Consider the following 21,159-nt stretch of genomic DNA (forward strand, 5'->3'; position numbering starts at 1 on the left):
ATGCCAGTTTAGCGCTTGTTTTTAGCAATAGTTCACTTGCTCAATTGATTGTCACATTCAGTCTTTTTGTTAGGAAAGGCAGCGCTGCGCTTAAAATTTAATCCGCCGATAAATTTCTGACATTGGCAGTTCCAAGTTTAAGCTCTGTAAATGAATAGTCTGCTCTAAGCGATCGCATATTTGTAATTGCCAGCGATCGTTATTATTTTGGCGATCCAGTTGGTAGTACTGTTCTACATAAGGGTCTACTTGACTAACAAGCAAATATTCACAGAAGCTAGGAATTGAGCGATATTTTCTAAACTTATCGCCGCGATCGTAGCCTTCGGTGGAAGGAGATAGAACTTCCACAATTAATAAAGGATTTAGAATTTCATCGGTACGATCACCGTTAAATTCTGGCTCACCGTTAATTACTAGAACATCAGCATAGGTTCCATGATTAAAAGTAGGAACCCAAATACGCAGATCGCCATTGTAAATTTGAAAATTGGTTTTACGAACCGCGATATTCAAGAATGTGGTGATGTCTACAGCAATACAACTGTGAGCAGACGATCCTCCTGTCATAGCAATAATTTCTCCGTTGCAATATTCATAACGTCCTTCAGATGTTTCGGCGATCGCCCGATATTCCTCTAGGGTCATACGAACTTTGCCATCTGAAGGTTCAGATTCTGGAGATATATTTTTTGCGATCGGTTTAGCTTGAGCGATGACCATGATCGTACCTCTGACGTAACGTTAAGAGCTAATTATAGCGTAGGGGAAATTCATGAACTTCCCCTACAGCAAGAATCTCTGTGCAAAGCACAGAGATTCTTGCTATTTGAACTTATCGAGAATACGACGCATGGCTTCATTCACATTATCGCGACTGTTGAAAGCTGAGATACGGAAGTAACCTTCACCTGCTGCACCAAAACCAGAACCGGGGGTTCCCACTACATTACAGGTTTGCAAGAGCTTATCAAAGAAATCCCAACTGGTCAGCCCTGCGGGAGTCTGCACCCATACATAGGGAGCGTTCTCACCACCATAGACAGCCAATCCTGCTTCAGTCAACTTCTCGCGGATAATCTTGGCATTTTCCATATAGAAGTCAATCAAGGCTCTAGTTTGTGCCTTTCCTTCTTCAGAATAGACGGCTTCTGCGCCACGTTGGACGATATAGGAAACACCATTAAACTTAGTGGATTGACGACGATTCCAGAGCTTCCATAATTCTACGTTAGAACCATCTTTCGCCTTACCAATCAAGTTCTTAGGCACAACGGTTAACGCGCAACGAGTACCTGTAAATCCTGCATTCTTGGAGAAAGAACGGAATTCGATCGCACATTCTTTTGCGCCTTCAATTTCGTAAATAGAATGAGGAAGGCTAGGATCGGTGATAAATGCTTCGTAGGCAGCATCAAAGAAGATAATTGAGCCATTAGCACGCGCATAATCAACCCATGCTTGCAAATGCTCCTTTGTTGCGGTTGCGCCTGTGGGATTGTTGGGGAAGCAGAGATAGATTAAATCGACTTTTTTGGTGGGAATCTCGGCTGTGAAATTATTTTCGGCAGTTACAGGCAAATAAACTAAGCCTTCGTATTCACCTTTATCGTTGATGTCGCCTGTGTGTCCTGCCATGACGTTCGTATCCACATACACGGGATAGACAGGATCTGTGACAGCAATGATATTGTCATCGCCAAAAATATCGAGAATGTTGCCGCAGTCGCACTTAGAGCCATCGGAAATAAAAATCTCGGAAGCGTCAATATCACAGCCTCTTGCCTGAAAATCATTTGCGGCAATCTTTTCACGCAACCATGCGTAGCCTTGTTCGGGTCCATATCCCTTAAATGAACTGCGATCGCCCATATCTTCAACCGCTTTGATCATGGCATCACGACATGCCTCTGGCAAGGGTTCGGTGACATCGCCAATGCCAAGACGGATCACTTTTGCGTCAGGATTTGCCTCGATAAAGGCGTTTACCCGTCTTGCAATTTCGGGAAACAGGTAGCCTGCCTTGAGTTTGAGATAGTTGTCGTTAACGGTAGCCATGATGGATGAGTTAATCTTTTTTGATTTTTGTATAGTTTTATATTATGCCTTGATGAAGTTGCTAATGCGATCAATCAATATGGGACAAGTGCGATCTCTGTATTTCTAGTCTGGACTACAATTTATACAAGTAATCTTTAGGTAAGTCTTTGCGATGACATCACAAGAACTACAAAAACAAGCCTTGCAATTGCCAATTAGCGATCGCTGGCAGTTGGTGCAAACTCTCCTAGAGTCTCTAAAACGGGAGTCTCAACCAATTGTAAAACGTGGTAACCTATCGAGCCTTAGAGGTATAGCCAAAAGTTCGGCTGGAATGGATGAACTTGATGCTAAGGATGATTATGTTAACTATCTCACTAAGAAACACACGTAATGCGAGTTCCTATTGATACTACTAATGTTGTTCTTGATTGTAGCAAAGAGAGCAGTTGGCAAAAGATACAGCGAAATTGTTTGGGAAGATTGATTCTGGTAGATCGGAGATTTTCTTGCTACGCCCACTATTATCTAACTAAAAAGTGTTTAGAAAAGAGCTATCTTTTTGTCTAATTATCATATATACTCCACTAAAGATACACAAAAAACATATCTATTATTTAGCTTACATGCAATGGTCTAATCATTTCCCAGACTCTTGTCCACCCAACGATGCTGATTGTAAATCTATAACTGTATATAGATTTTTAGGGGATAACGAAATTAAATCTGAGCATTTTTTAACAGTGAGGGAACTCTATCCTAAGAGAAAATTTCCAGAAACGGAGAAAGAATGCCGAGCATGTAGTTTGTCAGTTTTAGTAAGCAGAGATGAGGCTATTAGACTACAGAAAACAATACCGAATTACATGAAGAAATCAATAGCAGAAGGAAAACTAGAAGAATCTTCGGGTAAAATAAAGCATACTCCATCTGCTGGAAAAAATGACTCGTCACATCATAGTTGGTGGGTTCCAAGTGATGTAAAACCTTGGACATTATTTCAGGAGATTATTGAACCACCCCAAAGTGCATAATCGGGTGCTATTTTTATAAAATTATGAACCTCTTACCTAAATATACTTATCTAGGGAAATTAAATATAGTCGAGGTTTATGAAGCGTATGATGAACCTTGCCTTTTTGCATGTAAAAATGCATCTGGGCAAATTTTTCTTGCTGTTTTAATAGATGAAGATGAGGAGTATAAACACTGGCTTTATACTCCTTTATCACAAAAAAGGTTTGAGTATGTAAGATCTGGAGGGATTGATTTACATGATAGTTTTAAACTTGCAGAAGACGGATTTGTCCATAGAGTAAAAGTTCCTTTTATCGATGAACAAATTAGCGAAATTGAAGTATTACCTTGTGAAAATCTATCTAAAGATATGCTTCCTTTGGCGGGTGAATTTATCCATTTGGAAACTCAGACATTACCTATTTTGCTTGCTGAAGAATTAAAACAAACTGCATTGTCTTTATGGCGCGAAGTCTTAAGATTTAAGGTAAAATTTCCAAAATATACACGCAATGAAGCACCTATAAAGATGTGGGGTAATATGCTATCTTCCCTACAAGAAGTTATTGATTCCATAGGGTATCAAATTGAAGATAATACAAAAAAAATTATTTCTCAACAAACTGAGCTTTTATCAACAGCTACTTCAGGGGGATCTTATGCTGTTGATCTAGTTGCAGCTACTAATGTTAACCTCCTGAGAGATTCACTAATAGGAGAGGCTCTAGATGTATTTTTTAAGTTAATCGATGCTAGTAATAGCAGTAATATAAATACTGAAGTTGATTCTAGGAATAATGATTTTATTGAGATAGTAAATACTTTAGGTAGACGTTTTGCATCAAAATATCGCATCTTCTTAAATTTTGTAGCAGATGCAGAAAGTGATGTTAACTTTGATTGGGGTTCTCCTCATCCTGAAAAAGGAGGATCCACTATGCTCACTTATAGAAATGCCATTAATGCACTCTATTTAATTAGCAAAATGGAGATAACTGCTCCTGAAATTCTTGAGGTCAGTGGTGTTTTAGTTGGAGGAAATATAGAATCGAAGAGATTTGAGCTTAGGAGTATTTCTGAAGAGTTTAAGTATAAAGGTGAGATTGCAGATTCTTTACTTACAAGTGATATAGATATGACACTTGAGGATATTTATAAAGCTACAATCGAAGAGACTATCGAAGTAAATAAAGTAACGGGAGAAACAAAAGCAAAGTATAAATTAGTAAATCTAGAACTTCTTAAGCTTGAAATAAATAAGGATTCTTAATGGATTTAAAGTGTTAAGAATACTTCATAGAGCCGTAGTTTTTACAGATTGGATTCATATTCAACTTATCCTCATAATGATCGCAAGTTTAAACTTAGCGCAGGTAAGACATCCTCATCAGATAACACATCAGAATTCGTGAGGGCTTCCATATTAAAACTGATAGCCTAAGCTAAAGTATAAGGAAGATTCTTGTAAGTTTGTACCGCGATCGCTGAGATTGACAAAAGGAATTGCATAATCTAAACGCATATTTAAGCGTTCAACTGGTGTAAATAGCAAACCAACACCACCACCAGCCAAAAAGTTTTGACTTGGCAAAGTATTAGGATTGCTAGAATTGTTCCATACTGCACCAGCATCGAGAAAAGGAATGATTTGTAATAATGGAGCGTTTTTCTCATTGCGTAGTGCGGCAATGCGGTTTTCTAAGGAGAAGCGAATTCCATTATCCCCAGTGCGCGCATTTTGGCGATAACCCCGCAATGACTGACCACCACCAATCGTAAATTGCTGCGAAGACAATAATGAATTTGGCGATAACTGCAAATCCAAGGAGCCGATTAAGAGCGAATCTGGACTCAAAGACTGGACTCGCTGAACTTGTCCTAACCAACTCAAAAATGTACCATTAGGGATCGTCACTTGGGTTGCACCAAAGATGCCAAGTCCTAAATTAAACTGCGATCGCAAAGACCATGCTCCAAATGTATCGCGTGAGCTATAGTCTTGACCGAATCTAACCACACTAGTGCGACTAGTTCCATCAGCTTCTGGCCCAATACCAAAGGGAGTGGCTAAGTTGTTAAAGGCAAATGTCTGCCCTTGTTGATAGCTAAAACCCAAGGACAAAGCAAATTCTTCAATAGTTGAGCGGACTAGTGGCTGACGAAAATTTACATCAAATAAATTGCTATTACCACGGATGTTTAACACATCAAACGGAGCTTGGGTAATGCGATAGTTGCTGGGAGCATATCGCAGGGTCAAGGTTCCATTCATCGGATTGACAGGCAAACTGTAGGATAGATCGTATTGATTGGAACCACTGGTGGTTGTGCCATAATAGGAAGCTGTCAGAGTATCGCCATTCCCAGAAAGATTACGGAAAAACAAGCCACCACCATAGCGCTCTGAACCGACTGCGGGTGGAGAATAGTTGTCAAACGAAGCAAATCCACCAAATTGACTTGCTTCTTTGACTCGCACAACGAGAATACTGCTATCAGCTAAACTGCCTGCTTTTAAACTAGCTTCTACATCACTAAAAATGGGATCTGCTCGGAGTAATCGCAATTGTTCTTCGATTTGAGTCGTATTGACAGGAACACTAACTCCTAACGCCACTCGCGATCGCACATAATCTAGATTGGTATGCGTTAACCCCTCGATTTCAATCTTTTCAACTTTGCCTTCAATAACTTGAATAGTAACGACACCATCAACTATTTTCTGGGTATCGACTATTGCTTGGGACGTGATATAGCCACGATTTGCATAAATTTGGGTAATTGATTGAGCCGCTTTTTGAATCTGCTCATCAGTTACTTGTTTCCCCTCTAGACTTTGCAAAATCGGCGCTAGATCATCCTGATTTAATATAGTACTGCCAACAATATTGACTTTTTTAATTGCGATCGCTTGAGCAATAAGCGATCGCACTGTTGACAAAGGTACTAGAGAATGATCATTACGATCAACTTTAGTACTTGTATTACTCAGCTTAGAGCGATGACTAACAGGTTCAGAAGCGGCTATTTCTATTGAATTAATGATCAAAGTAATACTAATACAGCTGAATATTAAAGAACGTGATAGTGTCAGACTAAGGAAGTTAGATAATTTCATGCTGTTAATATTAATTTTCTGTTAGCAAAGATTTACGCAAGAATAACTAATAATGTTAAAAATGAGCAAATTTCTTTGTCAACAATATACAACAGTTAACAAAAATTACAATATTGATTATGTGTTTAAATGCTATAAAAATCTTCTAAGCCCTTTACAATTATATATAGCAATCCTAAATGGTTTATGGAGACGTACCTCTTCTGGGTGTACTCCACAAAACCAAAATCTACAAATGATTTAGGACTGCTATATTTAAGTATATTGAGGCAGTAATTAGTTGGGCTTAATTATTTGTAGGTTTTGTTAGTGCAGTAACGCATCAATTGGTTAAAGGGGATGTGTAAGCGATCCCATCCTGCATTTAATTCCAACAAACTACTTATAGACATCCCAACGGATTTGTGGAAGAGTACTAGGAAAGCTATTCCATAAACCCAAAAATCTCCAAATGATATAGGCTTACTACATTTGAGATTCTTGAAGTAACAAGCCATTTCATCAGTAATTATCAGAATCTAAGCAATTAATATCTGTTCCTTCGCTTCCCTCATCAACATAAGGAGAAACCGCAATGCTCACAGCAGTCAAACGTAATTCCCAAGCCATTGGACAAGCTGCGATCGCCTTACTGTTAATGCATCCTTTGGTGACGAGTAGTGCCGTTTTTGCCCAAGCTAACCCATCAATTGTGCCATCTAGTGATTTAGGCACAAAGGTAAACTCGGCAACTAATCATCCTCAACAAATAGATATTACGGGTGGCACGCAGGCTGGGGCAAATCTCTATCACAGCTTTCAGCAATTTGGCTTAAATCAAGGACAAATTGCTAATTTTTTATCTAATCCTAATATTCAAAATATTCTAGGGCGAGTTGTTGGTGGTAATCCATCTGTCATTAATGGTTTGATTCAAGTTACAGGTGGCAATTCTAATCTGTATCTATTAAATCCTGCGGGAATTATTTTCGGTGCAAATGCTAGCTTGAATGTTCCTGCTGCCTTTACCGCAACTACCGCTAATGGTATTCAGGTGGGCAATGGCTGGTTTGGGGTGAATACCAGTGTAGATGCGATCAAAAATTTAACTGGTAATCCACAGGCTTTTGGATTTGCTGCTAACCCATCTATGCCTAATTCCTCGCCGACTGCACCAGTGGTGAACGCAGGCAATCTCTCAGTCAATCATGGACAAAGCATTACGCTCATTGGTGGCTTAGTGATTAACACTGGCACGATCACCTCCCCATCAGGGAAAGTAACCATCGCCGCAATTCCCAATGGTAAATATGTAAAAATCACACCAGAAGGAAGTCTGTTGAGTTTAGAACTTCCCATTGCTGCCCAGAATGAATTAGGAAAGTCACCGATTGTAGCGCAGGATTTGCCAAGCTTGCTCACTGGTTCTGTAACCCTACGGAATATGACGGGCTTAGATAGGGATACCGCAGGTAATGTGTTGGTGTCAAGAACACCAATTCCTAACGTTGCAGGAACAGCGATCGCATCAGGCGTGATTGATGTATCTAGCCATATTGGTAAAGGTGGCGAGATTAATGTCCTAGGCGATCGCGTGGGACTAATCTCGGCAAAGCTCAATGCTTCAGGTGCGATCGGTGGTGGAACAATTTTAATTGGTGGGAATTTACAAGGAAAAGGAACAGTTCCCAATGCTCAATATACATTTGTCAGTCAAGATTCTACGATTCTTGCTGATGCGCTTAGTCATGGCAATGGTGGCAAAGTGATTGCTTGGAGCGATCTTTCGACTGGATATTTGGGAAATATCTCGGTCAAGGGTGGCGCAGTTAGTGGAAATGGTGGCTTTGTAGAAGTATCGGGCAAAGAAAACTTACTGTTTCAAGGGAAAGTGAATACAACAGCACCGAACGGCATTGCTGGAACGCTTTTGCTTGACCCAAATAACATTACTATTAGCAGTGCAGTAAGTAGTGCAGGTGTTGCAGTCCAAATTGCAACAGGAACAATACCGTTTGCATTTTTAGCTGGAACTGATATCAATATTCAAGATTCTGATCTTCGTGGTGTAGCAGGCAATGTATTACTTCAAGCAACTAACAACATCACTTTAGATAACACAATAAACTTCAACAATACTCAAGCTACTTCCCTTACTTTTCAAGCTGGGAATAACATTAATATCAATGTTCCTAATAATGGGGGGAATGGTTTTGACTTTAATGGTAGCAATACCCAGTCTTTGAGCTTTATTGCAGGGAATAATATTATTGTTAATAGCAGTGCTGTTAGTGGTGGTGGGTTCAGTACCTCTTTTCGGTTTGCCTCGACTCCAAGTCCTACACTTTCATTAACCGCACAGAATGGGAACATTAACATTGTAGGGAATTTTGTAGTTCGCAATAACTTTGTGGGTACTGGCACAACCGTAAATTTAAATGCTCCTAACGGTGCTGTGCTAGTTAATAATGGGTACCTGCAAGTAGGGCAGAATGCGAGTACCACTGATAATATTCTTAACATTACCGCAGGTCGATTTCAGGTGACGGGAACGCCCATCAATGGTGCTCCCACTGGTGCAATAGCAAATACTCGGTACAGTATTTATGTTTTTGTTGCCAATCCCACTGCGGCAAGTCCAACGCCAAATGCTAAGGGCAATATTTCTCTCCAGTTTGGCAATGAAGCGCCAATTATTACTCCAACTAGCAATGGACTGGGGGGAAATAATTTGATTAATATTCGACTCCTTCAGGATACTAATTTTGTAGTTGGCAAAACTCCGATTACCAGTGGCGTAGATGGTCAAATTGGCATTGGCGTTGATAGCATCCCACCGCAAGTACTGACATTACTATCTGACCAGTCGTTTAGCTCTAATATTGGGCTTGCTAATACCGTGACTGCTAATGCATTGAATGGAGATGCGATCGCGACTGCGCGTACAGCGAATCTATCGGCAAATGCTGGTGAAATTAAAGACTGTGAGCCGACAGGAAATAAGAAGCCATCTCTGACGATCACCGCATCTGTCCCTTCTGCGGTAGTAACGCGCACAACTACCCGATCTAATTTGCCACCTTGCAAAGAGTAATCATCTGCTATGACGAATCAAGGCTATGCGATCGCCATCTCTTTTCTAATTTGCTTGATGACACCAAGTACTTCCTTGGCAACAGGCATTAGTAATCCTGTTTTTCCATCGCAAGATGTGCGATCAACAGCCGATGAACTTGTCCAAACTGGTGTGCAGCAATTTCTCGACCAAAAGTTTGATCAAGCGATCGCTAGTTGGCAGCAAGCATTGCGGCTCTATCAACAACAACAAAATAGCAAGGGTGAACTCAATGTCCTTGAGATCATGGCAGAAGCTTCAAAAAGGCTCGGTAAGTACGAGCAAGCGATCGCCTACTTGCAGAAATCCTTAGACTTAGCGCAAAGCGTAGGAGATCGGCAAGCTGAAGCCAATGCCCTAGGCAATCTTGGCAATAACTATCGTGTTGTTGGTAATTATGTCAAAGCGATCGAACTACATAACCAAGGATTAGCAATTAGGAAAGAACTAGGCGATCGTCAAGGCGAAGGACAGGTTCTCGCAAGTCTGGGAAATATTTACTATGATCTTGGCAACTATGATAAAGCTGATGCTCTGTATCGGCAGAGCCTAAAAATCGCGCAATCAGTTGGGAATAATACGGGTGTAGTTCTCTTACTGAATAGTTTGGGATTAATTGCCGCAACTAGAGAAGAATATACAGAAGCGATCGACTATTACAAGCAAAGTTTGATGATCGCTCAGAAAATTGGTCTAAGGTCAGCCGTAGGGGAGGCACTCAATAATGTTGGTTCTGGATATCATGTTCAGAAAAAATATAAAGAAGCGATCGCCTATTATGAACAAGCCTTGGCAGTTGGGAAGGAAATTAAAAATCCACGTATTGAAGGCGCGGCAATTGGTGGATTGGCATTAGCCTATGTATTTTTGGAAGAATACGATAAGGCGTTATCTTTTCAAGAGCAAAGTTGGCAATTAACGAAACAAATCGGTGATCGGCGATTAGAAGCGCTCGCTTTGAGCAATTGGGGTTATATCCTTTGGCGATCGCAAAAATATGCGGCGGCAGAACAAAAATTTCGGACTACGCTGAGCTTATTAGACTCTCTCCGTTCTAATTTAAATGACAGTGACAAGGTTTCCATCTTTGACACCCAACTTCATGCCTTCAATCTACTTCAGCAAATTATGATCGCGCAGGGTAAACCCGAAGAAGCACTAGAAATTGCTGAACATGGACGCGCCCGTGCTTTTTCCGAGCTTCTTTCCCGTCGTCTCAAAACAAGTGCAGGAGTGAAATCTGAACCCAAAATAGAATCAAAAATAGAACAAAAAATAGAACAAAATGGCAATATCGATTTACGCGCTCTCTCATCAGTCAATATTGCAGATATTCGGCGTATTGCCCAACAACAAAAAGCTGTACTCGTAGAGTATTCACTCATTTCCAATCCTAACTTTATTGGGCAAGGGAAACTCAAGGGCGAATATATCAAACTCTATATCTGGGTAGTCCAACCTTCGGGGGCGATCGCTTTTAGGGAAGTCGATCTCACCAAATTAAACGTGTCAATAATTGATCTCGTCAGCGATATCCGTAGTTTGTTTAATGATGCTGGCTCAGTTGAGCAAAATCCTAAGGATGTTTTAGTTAAATACGCGCAACTCAAACAGCTACACTCCATTCTCGTTCAACCAATCCAAGACCTATTACCGAAAGATGCCCAGACACGAATAATTTTCTTACCGCAATCACTGCTGTTTTTAGTTCCCTTTGCTGCTTTGATTGATCCACAAAATAATTTTCTCGTTGATAACTACATGGTGCAAATTGCTCCTGCTATTCAGGTGCTAGACTTCACGCACCAAATTCGCCACCAGTTACAACAAGTTAATTTAAAGGAAATGCTAATTGTCGGTAATCCCGCGATGCCAAGTCTCGGCAATCCACCTGTCCAATTACCAACTTTGCGAGGGGCTGCCAAAGAAGCAGAGGCGATCGCTGCTTTACTTAATACGACCTTTTTAACAGGTAAGCAAGCCACGAAAGTAGAAGTTGTCGCAAAAATGAAATCGGCACGGTTTATTCATCTAGCAACCCACGGACTATTAGAGGAATATCGTAGTGGGGATATCCCCGGAGCGATCGCCCTTGCTCCTAGTCAAATAGATGGTCACAATGATGATGGTTTTCTCACGGCTAGCGAGATTATTACGATGCATCTGAATGCTGAAATGGTGGTACTAAGTGCCTGCAAAACTGGACAGGGGCTATTAACGGGTGATGGGGTAATCGGTCTATCGCGATCGCTAATTGCCGCAGGTGTACCTAGTGTGGTGGTATCGCTATGGTCAGTACCTGACGATCCAACTGCGCTACTAATGACTATGTTTTATACAAAATTTCAGACAATTCCTAACAAGGCGGAGGCTTTACGCCAAGCAATGCTTGTGACTAAAGCCAAATATCCCGATCCGCTTAATTGGGCTGCTTTTACATTAATTGGTGAAGCCGAATAGCAAAGAGGGTGATGCAAAGCATCACCCTCTTTAAGCTTATAGTCCGTTACGTCCCCAGACAACAAAAGCGATCGACAATGTGAACATACCTAATAAACTGAACCAGCCAAATGACAAGATATCCATAGTTTTGTAACAATTTAAAAATTTTTTTCTAAATACTATAATACGCTTTCCTGTGCCAAAGGCAAATTGGTTGGGTTGTGGCGATCTCTAGCTCGAATTAGGCAAAATCTCAAATTAGATAATATTCAGTCGAATGTCTATAGCAACTTTTTCGTAGAAGTTGCATTCTTATTTAATTATCTTAGGATCTCAAGGTTATGATCTTTAGCGCATTATGCCTTGCGTCATAACTACATAGATTCAGCAGTAGATCACTTTTTTGGAGGCGATCGCATCATGTCTTCTGTATCACATTTGTCAAAAAAAATATTAGTAGCATCGGTTTTTTCTTGCCTAGTTACTAGTACAGCCATTCTTGCACCCCTAAACCTATTTTCCCCTTTAGCTCAAGCGCAGTCCCGTAGAGTCGTCTATGTCCCCCCTAGTGATCTTGATGCGCCTAAGACTTCAGCATCAGGTATTACACGCAGTTCAGGTTGTCTCATTTCTTGTTTAATTGCTTTGGTTCCAAATTTAGAAATAAATAAGAACCCAGTTCCTCGAACTATTTCTGAACGTCCTATAATCTATTTTCTCAGTCCTAAACATCGTGGATCGGTAAGATTCCGTCTTTATGAAGATAGTGCCGAAACACCCAATAAACCCATTTATCAAACTTCCTTCGATATCAATAATGATGCAGGGATCATTGCTTTCAAATTACCTGAAGATGCTCCGACACTAGCAATTGGAAAAATATATTCATGGGAGTTTACAGTTCTCACTGCAACCAATAAAACACCCTATGGCAGCGCGACGATACCTGACAATAAGACAGTGTATGGCTCAGTACGTCGCATTTTACCAACGAAAAAATTGACAGAGCAACTATCAAAACTATCAAAACCTATTGATCGAGCGGCTTTGTTTGCTCAAGAAAGCCTGTGGTTTGAGACCTTGACGACTTTGGCAGATGCGCAACGAACTGTACCCAAAAGCTCTGAAGTTACTGATGAATGGATAGCGATATTAAAGTCAGCAAGTCTTGATCGCGTTCTTTCATATGCTTTTGTCTCACAAAAGTGATGCTTTACAGCCTCTTGTAAGAAATTGTAAGCAGAGAAATTTTCTAAAAAGATTGGGTAGTGCTAAATAGGTAAGGATGGGCGGCGCGAAGCGCCGCCCATCCTTACCTCAATAAATCCTTTCCTTTGTAGTACTACCAAAGATTGCAGAATCATCTTTTTAGAAAATTTCTTTGGTTTGGAGACCATAATCAGTCAGCAGGAGTAAACTTTATGGCGATTCGCTCCCAATTAAAAAATGTCTTATGGAAATGGCGAGGCATTGCGATCGCTGCACCGACAATCTCCATATTGGCGATTGGATTGCGGATAATTGGAGTGCTAGAGCCATTGGAATTAGCAATGCTCGATCAGTTCTTTCGGTGGCGATCGCCTGAGCCTGAAGATAGCCGTATTGTGATTATTGGCATTGATGAAGCAGATGTCCGTCAATATGCTTGGCCCATTGATGATGCTTTACTGACCCAATTATTAGACAAAGTACGTAAACAAAAACCACGGGCGATCGGTCTTGATCTTGCCCGTGATAAACCTGTCGGTGCTGGCTATTCACAACTGGAAGCCTTGTTTAAAAGTACGCCAAATCTAGTTGGTGCAACCAAAACAGCCGATCTCGTTGATTCTAATTTTGCGATCGCCAGTTCTAATATTAATCCCCCACCTGCCCTTCCTCCCGAACAAATTGGGGCAATCAATCTTCCAGTTGATACCGATGGTAGGGTTCGCAGAGGTTTGCTAGCTTTACGTTCATCCGATGGCAAAGTTTCCCCTAGTTTCAGCTTACAAATATCTTTACTCTATCTAGATGGCGAAAAAATAGTTCCCTTTGAGAAAGCGCTCAATCCCCCCAGATTACGCACCAATGATGGAGGCTATAGCCATGCTGATGTAGGTGGACATCAATTTATCGTGAACTATCGTCGCTCTCTTAATGGTTTTCAGACTGTACGGATGGCAGATGTGCTAGAAGGTAAAATTGCCCCTGATTTACTGCGCGATCGCGTGGTGATGATTGGCGTAACAGCAGTCAGTTTAAGGGATTGGTTTTTCACTCCCCTTGATAGCGGCATTGGCAGTACCCGCATCTTTACCTCAGGAATTGAAGTTCATGCCCAACTAGTGAGTCATATTCTGAGTAGTTCTCTTGACGGACGTGTAGGAATTCACACTTGGGAAAAGCATTGGGAATGGTTATGGATTTTTGGTTGGTCGTTGACTGGTTCCCTCTTAATTTGGCAATGGCGTAATGTCAAGGTAAAGGAACGCGAATTTCAGCTTTTAATGTTGCGATCGCTCAGTGTATTAGCACTGGGTGGCAGTCTCTTTGCTGCTTGTTTTATTGCCTTAGGCTATGGTTGGTGGTTGCCCTTTGTGCCTGCAATGATTGGCTTTTTAGGTGGTGGTGCAATCGTGACCAGCTATCTAGCAATTACGGCAGCGCAAATTCGGGCTTACTTTAGTCGCTATTTAACTGATGCTGTCGTCAAAAGTTTATTAGAAACCCCCGAAGGTCTCAAATTTGGAGGCGATCGCCGCAAAGTCACAATTCTCATGTGCGATCTCCGTGGTTTCTCAACTATTTCCGAGAAAATGCCTCCCGAAAAAGTAGTAGAAATTCTCAATGTATTTTTAGGAACGATGACCGAGGCGATCGCTACCTATCAAGGCACCATTGATGAATTTATCGGTGATGCCATTTTGGTTCTCTTTGGTGCGCCCATCCATCGTGAAGATGATGCGGCAAGGGCAGTCGCTAGTGCGATCGCGATGCAACTTGCCATGCGATCGGTAAATGCCCAACTCACCCAACTAGGCTTACCAGAAATCGCGATGGGAATTGGCATTAATACGGGCGAAGTGGTTGCAGGCAATATCGGTTCCCATTCGCGGGCGAAATATGCTGTTGTTGGCAATCATGTCAATCTCACGGCAAGGATTGAATCCTATACTGTCGGTGGTCAGATTTTGATATCGGAAACAACCTATAACGAAATACAGGCGATCGTCAAAACTAATGGCTCAATGGAAGTGGAACCTAAGGGCGTGTCGCATCCCATTTCAATCTACGATATTTGTGGCATTGGCGGTATTTATAATCTCGAACTTCCTTCTATTAATGATTCTCTACAAATATTGCCTCAGCCAATTGCAATTACCTATCGTATTTTAGAAGAGAAACATCTCGGCACAGAAATCTTTGAAGGTGAGATCCGACGACTATCACCCTACGGAGCAGAGATCTTGGCGAAAGAGGATCTACCTGTATTAACTAACATCAAACTACATCTTCAAGTGTCTGCTCCTGACCAACTCAATCCTTCTCAAACCGTCACAATCGAAGGCGAAATCTATGCCAAAGTCTTAAAGCATCATCAACCCGATCAAGCAACATCAGATAAATTGGAATTAGAGAACAATCTCACGATTTCTGCAATTTCTCAACAGCGATCGCATCCTATCAAACAAATTTATCTACATTTCACTACAGTCCCTAACGATCTCAAAGCGTGGATTAACTGGCAAACAAGTATCTAAAATTAGCTGTCTAACGCCAAAACAATACGATTGCGTCCTTCCCGTTTCGCCTGATAGAGAGCTTTGTCAGCCAAAGAAATCGGCATATCCACCAAAAGATTAGAATTAGGAACAACACAGGAAATACCAATACTCAAAGTAATGCGATCGCTGACTAAGGATTTGACATGAGTAAAATTGAGATCATTAATTACTGCTATGATTTGCTCAGCGACCTTCTTTGCTCCTTCGATTTGGGTATGGGGTAATACCACCACAAACTCTTCCCCACCATAACGTGCTACCAAATCTTGAGGACGCATTAATAAGTTACTAATTCCTTGAGCAACTTGCCGTAAACATTCATCTCCAGCTAAATGTCCATAATGATCATTATAGTTCTTAAAATAGTCTATATCGATCAACATCAATGAGATGGGTTGCTGCTCCTGCTGGAGCATATTCCACTGTTGGAGCCAATATTCATCAAAGCAACGACGATTTGCTACTTGAGTTAATCCATCTATTTGTGCTAGTCGCTGAAGTCTTCGATTTGCTAGCTCTAGAGCTGAAGTCCGATCCGCAATTTTCTTTTCCAGACTATAAGTATATTCTTCCAGTTGCAGTTGTACTTTTTGCAAATTTTTAAAAGCTTGTGCGAGTTTAATTTTTTGCTGCTCTATGATCGTGATATCTCGATAAGCCCTAAGGGATGCCAGTACTGTTGTCAGTAGATTTTGACGAGTTAATTCTATCTTTAGCTTGTAATCATTAATATCGTAATTAAGTATCACTGACTCTTCAGGAGCTTCCCCCGGATGACCTGTTCGCAAAATAATACGGATTTGATGATTATTTAATTCTTCCCGAATATACTTGACTAAGTTTAATCCTGCATTGTTAGTTTCCATAACTACATCTAACAAAACCAAAGCGGCATCAGGATGAGTATCTGTAATTAATCGCTTACATTCTTCTCCTGAATAAGCAGAAAAGAAAACTACTAACTTACCTTCAAATACAAGATTTTTAAGAGCTATCCGTGTTGCCCGATGTACATCAGGGTCATCATCAGCAATTATTACTTTCCATTTATCTATATCTAATTCTTGAGGGTTTATATCTAAATTATGGGAGGATTCTAGAACTAGATCATCTTCATCATGAAAAGTGATTTTATCATCTTCATCACTAGATGTATCTATTTGGTTGTTTTTTGAATTAGAATTTTCTGGAGTCAAATTAGATAACATGGCTATATGGAAAATATATAGAAAAATATATAGAGATTTATATATGAAGTATATTTGGTTTCAAATACATATGAGAATATCCCATTGAAATAATGGACTATATTTAGCAAAAACCACAAATTCTCTAAGCTAAGAATTTATAGAATTTGGCAAAGTTATAGTAAATAGTGTACCTTTTCCGATTTCACTTTCACAATCAATACTTCCTTGTAATTTTTGAGTAACTAAATTATAGGTAATGTGTAGACCTAATCCTGTTCCACCTTTCTCGCGAGCAGTGGTAAAAAATGGTTCAAATATTCGACCAGATATTTGTGGGTCAATCCCAAAACCATCATCTTTGTATTTAATAATTACTTGATCTGCTTGTTTGTGAACCTCAATATGAATATTCCCAGACTGCTCAGGTAAGTAAGCATGAAGAGTAGAATTATCTACTAAATTAGTAATTACTTGGGCTAAAGCTCCGGGATAGCTATAGATATTAATCAAGTCATCACCTGTAATCGCTACTTTATATAAATTCTGTTTAAATTTAGGAGAAATACTGATTACGACTTCTTCTATATATTCTTTGACTTTAAAATTTCTTTTCTCGGAATTAGCTTGATCGACAGCAACTTGCTTAAAACTATGCACTAATTCACCAGCCCGATTTAAATTACTCAGGATTAAACTACTTACTTCTGAGGCAACTTCTATATAATGATTTAATAGTGACTTCTTGAGACAACCAGTTTCTACCAATGTGATTAACAACTGAGTCTCATCCCTCAAGGTAGAGGCAAGGGTGATACTTGTTCCTACGGGAGTGTTGATTTCATGGGCAACACCAGCGACTAAACTGCCCAAAGCTGCCATCTTTTCCGCCTCAACTAATTTATTCTGCATAAGTGATAAATCATTTAAGGTTTGTTCTAGATCAAGGCTTTTCTTTTCGAGAATGACTTGATATTCCTGTAAATCACAAATCACTTTTTTGAGCAAAGTCTCTTTATTGCGATTAGTAGTTTCGAGACTGGAGCGATCAATTTCTGAACGTTCTAATTTCTTTTTGAGAATCCGATTCTCTTTCTCTAACCTTTTGATTTTATCTTCATTCTCTTCCATTAATACACCTCTAAATGAATGGTTCAAAGTGCTACCCATTCTGATTTTATCAGGGTTTTTTGGGTTTCATTTTTCTGTGATTAAGCTTATTTAATATATAAAACTTTAGAATCTACATCGCAGATTCTAGATTTAAATTATGCCAAAGTAATAGAAAAAATGTGAACTTCTATAAAACATCTTTACTAGTTACCAAGTAGTAGAGTTAAAAACGTTGTGTTATGGAAAAAAGTTTGTCCATGCTCACTTAACGGCGAAATTTCTCCATAGGTATAAAATCCACAACTGGGGAGAACTGGTGTGGACAAATCTGCGATCGCTTGATATTCCTCATTGGCTCTAGTCCCCAAAATTTGTCTACGCCAAGCGCAGGAGAAAAGAAGAGCCGCCTCTGGAGATTGACCTGCATAATTTGCTTTTGCCTCAGCGAAAGAAGTTTGTGATGCGGCAATCACATCTTCAAGGCAGGTATCAGTAATTTGGACAATCGAATTTTCAGGAATATCCCCTGAAACAGTGATGCTACCTGTATTTTTATCGTAGGAAATAGCTCCGCGTAGAAAAAAGTTTTCTTCATCAGGCGGAAATACTGCTAAAGGATAGACAGAATCTGGCTCGTCAATATTTAGATAATAATAATAAAAATCTAAGGCAGGTTTATGGTCTATTTCATAGATGATATTTTTATCAACTTTGGTAACTAAGCTCCGTTTCCCAATTGGTCTCCATCCACCAGACCTACCATGAGAAAAAACAATATTTCCAGCAAATAATAGGGTTACGACAGCATCGCTAAGTACTTCATTTTTATAAAATTGATAAGTCTGTTTATATCGCCATTGGTCAGCAGTAGCTCCTCCAAAGATTGGGATATTCTTAAGGGCTAAGTCTAAACCTTGCAAAATCGAAACTGTACTCGTAGTCAAGCTCTCGATCATGGTAATACAAAACTTGATTGGTAAGGTAAGTTGTTGCTTTATTGATTCAATCGATTGACGGGCAATTTCCACGGGATTTTGAGAAACATTTTTGCCAATGGCTGCCCGAATTTCGATTTCATCGGAACAGAAAAGCATTAAGGTTATCGAGTCTTGCTGAAATTCCAAAACAGAAGAGACTTCACCATCCGTAGAGCCTCCAATCAGTTCGATATTGGGAAATGTGTCATTAATGCGTTGCAGAATCAAGCTATAGTCAAAATCGATCGCGGCAAATAAGATACCTGCTCGTGGTAGTACTCCACCAAGCGATATGAGGCATTGTTCTAAAGTTTCATTAATAGCTTCCAAACTGTCAGGATCATTACTGTGACCAACAGCTACTTTGAACATATTATTTACCTAGTATTTTGATCAAGGATTAAACGCGAGTTTAATTTATTCTATAGCTATAGCCATTAATGTGATGATAAAAACAAAACCCAAGAGAGAGTTGGCGTGCTTTGCGTCGCTAACTCTCTCTTGGGTTTTATGTCATGCCGTGAGCGACTACAGTAAATTTGAAACCGCGATATCTGTAACGATCGCTTAGCGATCGTTACAGATATCGCGGTTTTGTTGATAACTATGCTGAGTTAGTTATTCCGAGTGTTTATTTTGTCGTGAGTAATTCAGCATAGTTGTCAACATGCAAAGATGTTTCGCGATGTTTGATTAAGGTTTCCACTGGCAAAGCACTGCGAAGATGTTGCCAAGGCAGAACTTGATGGACATCCCAATCTTCATGGACATACCAAGATAAGGGCGGCAACTGTCCACGTAATTCCTTAAAGGCGCGTTTGTAGGAACCATCACTAGGCACATCACCATCGCTGTAGCTACAAGCCAAGCGTAATAATTTCGTCAGACGGCGATCGCCTCTAGAAATAAGTGCTTGCACAAGCGAATCTTTGTAACTTTCAGGACGAAAATCAATTCCCTTTGGTAAAAGTTTCTTACGAAAATACTGCATTTTCTTTTCGGCAGTCGTACTAACTCCCTGCCATTGCCAAGGGGTATGGGACTTAGGCACAAAGGTACTGCAACCAAAGGTAATCTTTAATTTTGGGGCAAGTTTGCGAAGGGAAATCAGCATATCGATCGTTTGTTCGATATCGTCATCATTTTCCATTGGCACACCTGCCATCCCATAGAGTTTCAGAGATTTTAAACCACCTGCCTGAGCATTAATTGCTGCTTGTCTGATTTCGTCATTATGCAGTTTTTTGTTAATGATTTCTCGTAAACGTTCAGAACCGCTTTCGATCGCAATGGTAACGGAGCGACTATCACGGGTAGAGAGAATTCGCGCTAATTTTTCGGTTAAGGTATTGGTGCGAACAGAAGCAAGGCTGAGGCGAACATCATCAAACTGCGGTTGCGCGAGATAGTCTAGTAATGTATCAAATTCAGGATGTTGAGTGATTGATGCGCCTAGTAATCCTAATCGTTTGGTTACTTCTAGTCCTTTAGTGATCGCAGGCATCAGACTAGTCTCTAAACTCGCAGTCCGAAATGGGAGTGTGAGATAGCTCGCTAAACAGAAGCGACACATCTCTGGACAACTTCGCACTACTTCCACCATGAAGATACTTTCCCAAGCAGCTCTTTCCGTAACGACTGTGGAAGCGGAGAGAGTATTGCCTTTGTAGGTTTGCTTATGGATGATTGCAGGAATATCGGAATCTATGGGTTGAATGGAAGCGATCGCTCCATCTGCTGCTTCGTAGGTAACTGTATATAGCTGTGGAACATATATTCCATCTAATTTTGCTAAATGACGCAATTTCACTGTACGGCTAGCATGACGTACTTCTTGATAAGCATTGAGGAAGTTACCAATTAGTTCTTCGCCATCACCGAGCAAGACAATGTCAAACCATGTGGCAAATGGTTCCGGATTAGCGGTGAGAACTGGCCCCCCACCAAATACTAATGGATGCTCATCAGTGCGATCGCAGCTATCAATGGGAATATCGAATTTCTTTAATGCAGCGAGAATATTGACGTAATCCAATTCCCATGAAAATGAAAAGCCTAATATCTCAATCTGGCGTGGTAAATCCTCATGGGCATCGGTAAACCATCGACTGACATTAACCTGCGATCGCGTTGCTAAATTTGCCCATACTCCTTGATATCCTAAGCTCGTAATTCCTACGGTGTAGGTGCTGGGAAAAGCAAAAACGATATTAACCGCATCATGTTCTGGTGTGGTGGGTTCAAATAGTAAATATTCGGACTGGAAGTAGGATTGATTCAAGGTTTCAGCAATAGATCGCAGTATCGCCATTATGCCATATCCAAGGTGAACGACACTTTGCCTTAATTCAGTGTGTTTTTGGGATTATCACGATCACATTAACAATCCATCTCCTCAAGGCGA

15 protein-coding genes are annotated in these 21,159 nt (G+C 40.4%); 7 read left to right on the forward strand and 8 right to left on the reverse strand.

Features of this window, described 5'->3' with window-relative positions:
* Positions 1-90: 90 nt before the first annotated feature.
* Together NMG48_RS08915 and NMG48_RS08920 are read right to left on the reverse strand one after the other, a co-directional pair.
* On the reverse strand, positions 91-723 hold the full coding sequence (locus NMG48_RS08915) for a Uma2 family endonuclease (RefSeq protein ID WP_271254892.1): 633 nt from the start codon (positions 721-723) through the stop codon (positions 91-93).
* Positions 724-825: 102 nt separating this feature from the next.
* Positions 826-2,058, reverse strand: a complete 1,233-nt coding sequence (locus NMG48_RS08920; RefSeq protein ID WP_271254893.1) for an LL-diaminopimelate aminotransferase — start codon at positions 2,056-2,058, stop codon at positions 826-828.
* A 154-nt stretch (positions 2,059-2,212) separates the two neighbouring features.
* Between NMG48_RS08920 and NMG48_RS08925 the strand changes: the two genes are divergently transcribed.
* The 3 genes from NMG48_RS08925 to NMG48_RS08935 all read left to right on the forward strand — a co-directional run bounded on the left by NMG48_RS08925 (position 2,213) and on the right by NMG48_RS08935 (position 4,327).
* Positions 2,213-2,434 (forward strand): hypothetical protein, encoded by a 222-nt coding sequence (locus NMG48_RS08925; RefSeq protein ID WP_271254894.1) that lies wholly within the window; start codon positions 2,213-2,215, stop codon positions 2,432-2,434.
* A gap of 232 nt (positions 2,435-2,666) precedes the next feature.
* On the forward strand, positions 2,667-3,074 hold the full coding sequence (locus tag NMG48_RS08930) for a hypothetical protein (protein WP_271254895.1): 408 nt from the start codon (positions 2,667-2,669) through the stop codon (positions 3,072-3,074).
* Between the two features lie 23 nt (positions 3,075-3,097).
* Entirely contained in the window at positions 3,098-4,327 is a 1,230-nt protein-coding gene (locus NMG48_RS08935) for a DUF6575 domain-containing protein (RefSeq protein WP_271254896.1), read from the forward strand.
* Between the two features lie 153 nt (positions 4,328-4,480).
* Here the strand turns inward: NMG48_RS08935 and NMG48_RS08940 are convergent, their stop codons facing one another.
* Positions 4,481-6,106, reverse strand: a complete 1,626-nt coding sequence (locus tag NMG48_RS08940) for a ShlB/FhaC/HecB family hemolysin secretion/activation protein (RefSeq protein WP_271254897.1) — start codon at positions 6,104-6,106, stop codon at positions 4,481-4,483.
* Positions 6,107-6,749: 643 nt separating this feature from the next.
* Between NMG48_RS08940 and NMG48_RS08945 the strand changes: the two genes are divergently transcribed.
* Positions 6,750-9,248, forward strand: a complete 2,499-nt coding sequence (locus NMG48_RS08945; RefSeq protein ID WP_271254898.1) for a two-partner secretion domain-containing protein — start codon at positions 6,750-6,752, stop codon at positions 9,246-9,248.
* A 9-nt stretch (positions 9,249-9,257) separates the two neighbouring features.
* Entirely contained in the window at positions 9,258-11,729 is a 2,472-nt protein-coding gene (locus tag NMG48_RS08950) for a CHAT domain-containing protein (RefSeq protein ID WP_271254899.1), read from the forward strand.
* A gap of 36 nt (positions 11,730-11,765) precedes the next feature.
* On the opposite strand, the gene NMG48_RS08955 is transcribed toward NMG48_RS08950, so the two are convergent.
* On the reverse strand, positions 11,766-11,855 hold the full coding sequence (locus NMG48_RS08955; protein ID WP_126389856.1) for a cytochrome b6-f complex subunit PetN: 90 nt from the start codon (positions 11,853-11,855) through the stop codon (positions 11,766-11,768).
* A gap of 276 nt (positions 11,856-12,131) precedes the next feature.
* On the opposite strand from NMG48_RS08955, the gene NMG48_RS08960 reads away from it, so the two are divergent.
* Together NMG48_RS08960 and NMG48_RS08965 are read left to right on the forward strand one after the other, a co-directional pair.
* Entirely contained in the window at positions 12,132-12,920 is a 789-nt protein-coding gene (locus NMG48_RS08960) for a DUF928 domain-containing protein (RefSeq protein ID WP_271254900.1), read from the forward strand.
* Positions 12,921-13,132: 212 nt separating this feature from the next.
* A complete protein-coding gene (locus NMG48_RS08965; RefSeq protein WP_271254901.1) occupies positions 13,133-15,454 on the forward strand; it encodes a CHASE2 domain-containing protein in 2,322 nt (773 codons plus the stop codon).
* Positions 15,455-15,456: 2 nt separating this feature from the next.
* Here NMG48_RS08965 and NMG48_RS08970 read toward each other — a convergent pair whose 3' ends face one another.
* The 4 genes from NMG48_RS08970 to NMG48_RS08985 all read right to left on the reverse strand — a co-directional run bounded on the left by NMG48_RS08970 (position 15,457) and on the right by NMG48_RS08985 (position 21,066).
* A complete protein-coding gene (locus NMG48_RS08970) occupies positions 15,457-16,686 on the reverse strand; it encodes a diguanylate cyclase domain-containing protein (protein WP_271254902.1) in 1,230 nt (409 codons plus the stop codon).
* 129 nt (positions 16,687-16,815) lie between these two features.
* Positions 16,816-17,796 (reverse strand): ATP-binding protein, encoded by a 981-nt coding sequence (locus NMG48_RS08975; RefSeq protein ID WP_271254903.1) that lies wholly within the window; start codon positions 17,794-17,796, stop codon positions 16,816-16,818.
* A 185-nt stretch (positions 17,797-17,981) separates the two neighbouring features.
* Positions 17,982-19,127 (reverse strand): FIST signal transduction protein, encoded by a 1,146-nt coding sequence (locus NMG48_RS08980; protein ID WP_271254904.1) that lies wholly within the window; start codon positions 19,125-19,127, stop codon positions 17,982-17,984.
* A gap of 259 nt (positions 19,128-19,386) precedes the next feature.
* A complete protein-coding gene (locus NMG48_RS08985) occupies positions 19,387-21,066 on the reverse strand; it encodes a B12-binding domain-containing radical SAM protein (protein ID WP_271254905.1) in 1,680 nt (559 codons plus the stop codon).
* Positions 21,067-21,159: the final 93 nt, after the last annotated feature.

Origin of the sequence: Pseudanabaena sp. Chao 1811 (genome assembly GCF_027942295.1) — a bacterium.
GTDB lineage: Bacteria > Cyanobacteriota > Cyanobacteriia > Pseudanabaenales > Pseudanabaenaceae > Pseudanabaena.